This window comes from Photobacterium sanguinicancri (assembly GCF_002265265.1).
Taxonomy (GTDB): Bacteria; Pseudomonadota; Gammaproteobacteria; order Enterobacterales; family Vibrionaceae; genus Photobacterium; species Photobacterium sanguinicancri.
Genome location: NZ_NOIF01000276.1, coordinates 1 through 4184, shown reverse-complemented (window position 1 = coordinate 4184; position 4184 = coordinate 1). Strand labels below are relative to the sequence as shown.

4 protein-coding genes are annotated in these 4184 nt (G+C 40.0%); 1 reads left to right on the top strand and 3 read right to left on the bottom strand.

What is annotated here, in order from left to right:
- Positions 1 to 404: 404 nt before the first annotated feature.
- Positions 405 to 1802, top strand: coding sequence for a glycoside hydrolase family 1 protein (locus ASV53_RS23000; RefSeq protein WP_094958844.1), 1398 nt, complete (start codon positions 405 to 407; stop codon positions 1800 to 1802).
- 47 nt (positions 1803 to 1849) lie between these two features.
- On the opposite strand, the gene ASV53_RS22995 is transcribed toward ASV53_RS23000, so the two are convergent.
- The 3 genes from ASV53_RS22995 to ASV53_RS22985 form a co-directional block, all read right to left on the bottom strand.
- The gene (locus ASV53_RS22995) at positions 1850 to 2647 is read right to left on the bottom strand and encodes a helix-turn-helix domain-containing protein (RefSeq protein WP_094958843.1); all 798 of its coding nucleotides are present in this window, start codon (positions 2645 to 2647) and stop codon (positions 1850 to 1852) included.
- Between the two features lie 79 nt (positions 2648 to 2726).
- Complete coding sequence (locus tag ASV53_RS22990) at positions 2727 to 3035, bottom strand: DUF6506 family protein (RefSeq protein ID WP_094958842.1); 309 nt, start codon at positions 3033 to 3035, stop codon at positions 2727 to 2729.
- Between the two features lie 109 nt (positions 3036 to 3144).
- Positions 3145 to 4095, bottom strand: a complete 951-nt coding sequence (locus ASV53_RS22985; RefSeq protein WP_094958841.1) for a LysR family transcriptional regulator — start codon at positions 4093 to 4095, stop codon at positions 3145 to 3147.
- Positions 4096 to 4184: the final 89 nt, after the last annotated feature.

Below are 4184 nucleotides of genomic sequence, written 5' to 3'. Positions count from 1 at the left end.
CAAGGACAATTTATATCAGGCGTTTTTAGCTGTAATTTACATATGTAAAGATTGAGATGTTTTTTTATGAAATATCGAAAATAATCTCGAGTAGTGAAAACTCGACATGTAGGTTTTGAATTTGCTTAAAATGTGGTCTTTATGTGACGAGCAAGCAGTAATAGGCTTTCAAACAGGGAATTCAATCTTGAGAATATTTCCTAGTTTGAGCGCTTTTAGTTAATGAAACTAGTGTGTGGCCGTAAATGGCTAAAATGCGGAACAAACCAACTCTTAATTACACTCTTTTTCTTCCTGTTATATTCATCAATACTAGCGCCATGTTCCGCATAATTTGCTAGATGCTTTCCGTTCAACTATGCATAAAACAGCATGAAGGCCAAGGCGATAAAATAGAGGCGTGTATGACTCACTTTCCGAATGATTTTTTATGGGGTGGCGCGATTGCGGCTAACCAAGTTGAAGGTGCGTATGATCAAGATGGTAAGGGGTTATCAACCTCAGACATGCTCCCTTCTGGCATTCTTAGCCCCCACCAAACGCGTGAAGAGAGAACTGCTGGTATTAAGGATGTCGCGATTGATTTTTATAACCGTTATCCAGACGACATCGTCTTATTTAAAGAGATGGGTTTTAACTGCCTACGCTTATCGATAGCGTGGACGCGTATTTATCCTAATGGTGATGACCAAGAGCCGAATGAAGCGGGCCTTGCATATTACGACCGCATTTTCGAAGAGCTAGCAAAGAACGATATTCAGCCATTTGTGACCTTGTCACACTATGAGATGCCTTATGCGCTGGTGGAAAACTATGGAGGCTGGGCTGATAGAAAGCTAATTGCGTTCTTTGAGCGTTACGTCAGCACTGTTTTTGAACGCTATAAAGAGAAAGTGAAGCTGTGGCTGACGTTTAACGAAATCAATATGTCGCTGCATGCGCCATTTACCGGTGTCGGTTTACCTGAAGAGGCGAGTGAGCAGGCGATTTATCAAGCCATTCACCACCAATTGGTTGCCAATGCTAAAGCGGTAAGCCTATGTAAGCGTATTATTCCAGATGGCAAGATTGGCAATATGCTATTGGGTGCGATTAATTACCCGTACACCTGTAACCCTGATGATGTGATTGCAGCCATGCATGAAAATAACAAATGGCTGTTCTTTGGTGATGTGCAAACCCGCGGTAAATACCCTGGTTACATGTTGCGTTATTTCCGCGAGAATAATATCACTATCGCAATGGAAGAAGGTGACTTAGATACTATTGCCCAGGCCTCGGTCGATTTTATCTCATTTAGCTATTACGCCAGTGGCTGCGCGAGTGCCGATCCAAAACAAAAAGAAGTCGGGAACATTATAGATAGCGTACCAAACCCATATTTAGAGAAAAGCCAATGGGGTTGGCTCATTGATCCTAAAGGTCTGCGGATTTTGCTGAACTTCCTTTATGATCGTTATCAAAAGCCGCTTTTTGTGGTTGAAAATGGCTTAGGGGCGCGTGATGAGATCGGTGAAGATGGCGAGATCCACGATGATTACCGCATTCAATACCTCAACGATCACCTAGTTCAAGCACGAGAGGCCATTGCTGACGGTGTCGAGTTAATGGGCTTCACTAGCTGGGGACCGATAGATCTGGTTGCGAATTCGACGGCAGAAATGAGTAAGCGTTATGGTTTTATCTATGTTGATAGGCACAACGATGGTACGGGCTCGCTCATTCGTAAGCGTAAAAAGAGTTTTCATTGGTACCAAGAGGTGATTAATACCCAAGGTGGCTCCTTGGTGGATGAGCGCTAACCTATAGCTTAACAATTGAAGTTAAATCCTCGACTTGTTCGGGGATTTTATATGGTTTGGTAATAGTTTAATGAGAAGTTTCGTTCTGTCAGATATCCACTTGGTGTTGATTGAGTATAATATTTAAAGTCTTTAATAAAATGGGATTGATCATAATAACCATGATCGAATGCGACAGCTAAATACTGAGTTGATTGAGCGGTTAACAGTGCTTTCAGTGTTGATTGAAAGCGAGCCGTACGCTCAAAGTATTTTGCATCGACACCCGTAAATAATTTGAATTTACGTTGAAATGTTCTTTCACTACATTTTAATTGGTGTTTGACCTCAGTAATACTGTCACTTTGGTTTTGGTAGTAAATCTTATCGATAGCCCATTGTAGGGCTGAGTCTTGAACTGCGATGCTAACTTGCTTTTGCAGAAGCCACTGCTCTAACAAAGTCACTTTTGCTATATCACTTTTTGTTTCAGCTAGTTGCTCGATTAAGTTTGTTGGTAATAATTGGCCCATTGGGATAATTTGATCGGATAGTTCAGTTAAAGGCAATCCAAATAAAGTAAAAAAGCCTGCAGAACGAAAGCGAATTGAGAGTATTTTTGTCTTGCCCATTGGTTGAAACTGTATGAGTGATTTTCGAGGGCAAACCACAATACAATCATTCGTATTGAGGTGAGATTGTTGGGCCGTTTGAATGATTATGGGTTGACCGAAGTTGAAAAGTATTTCAACCCCTGTACCGGGTAACATATTAGGAAGTTTAACGGTATCATTTTGCTCCCAAAGCCAAAAGTGTGCAATAAATGGGCTTAATTGATGGGTGGGTTTAATGTGTTGTGTGTACATACTGACTATGGTTCCTACCACCTCTAATATTCTTTATATTGTTATTAGAGGTGGGATTATTACTGTATTAATCTAAGGGTTAGAATAGCGCATCACCGCTGGCAAAGTCTAAACATGGGTGTTTATCAAAGCGTACGACTCCTACATGCATTCGTCCATTTGCGGCTTTGACTACATCAGCGACACCCTGATGACCGAACCCACCACAGAGTTCAACGGCCTTAATTCCTTCTTCACTTAATGAATCCATGAGTTTGCAAGCTTGTTGATAATTAGAAACAGCAATCGTTTTTACATGTACTTCATTTGTTCGTACCCAAGAATAATCTTGAGAAGGATTGGCGGCTGGTGCGACGAAAATAAACGCAGCTTTAAAGATAGCAGACATAATTTAGCTTCCTGTTGAGTGTTGGAAGCAATGCTACATTGAGGTTTGTGCTTGATATTGTATAAATTCGTCATTTAGTTGCTAAGTGTTTCGTTGAATAACCAAGCTGTCAATTTTGCATAACGAATTTAGCCTTAATCGATTCAATAATCAGCGATTTTAACCATTGATGTGGTGGACTGTTTGTTGTTCTTTTGTGTTCAACGATGTAAATGTTGGTGATAAAAGGTTCACGGTTAAATGCTGTTATGACGTTGAATTTGTCATCTAATATTGAATCTTTTTCCAACAAGTGACTGCCGATAATGAGCCTATCTGTACCCTCAATTGATTCTAATAATGTTGATAATTGACCCGACTTAAATGCAACTTTCCTGTTTCTCCCTTGCTTTAATAGCTCAACATCAAGTGGGTTAAGGTAATCACCAACTGAACGAATATCAAGAGATAAATCGACAAACGAGTATTTAAGGCAATCATCAATAGTAATTCGTTCCTGTTTCAGTAAAGGATGAGTGGTTGCACCATAAATAACAGGGTAAGTATGACCAATTTTTTCAGAAAGGTATTCATTCCCGATAGCGGTGTCTTTTATATGTATCGAAAAATCAACGTGATTCTCTTTTAGCAATAGTGTTGGATCTGCCGCTGAAGGGTATTCCTCTAATGTAACGCTTGGTGCAAGGTCATAGATTTTTTTTGCTAATGGGGCCGTAAGCAGCTTACTCATCAAGGGCGGTGTTGAAATCCTAAATGCTTTTTCGCACGTTTTTGGGGAAAAATTGGTGCTGTTTACTAAGCTATCGATGGAAAACAAAATTCGGTCTAAATGTGTTTCTAACTCTAAGGTTTTGGCTGTAGGTTGCAGTCCGTTGGATTCACGGTAAAAAAGAGGATCATCGAATAGGTCTCTCAATCGTCCTAAAATTCGGCTCATAGCGGGCTGAGAAAGAAACATTTTTTCGGCGGCGCGTGAAACGTTTTTCTCTTTGATTAAAACACTTAGAGATACAAGTAGGTTGAGATCAATGCGGGAGAGTTCTTGTTCAAGTGTTTTCATTCTAGCCTATCTTCTTTTCGCCAAGGGTACTGATATTACAAAATAGCATATCAGGTATTTGATTTTATGATTTTTATTAATAATGAGTT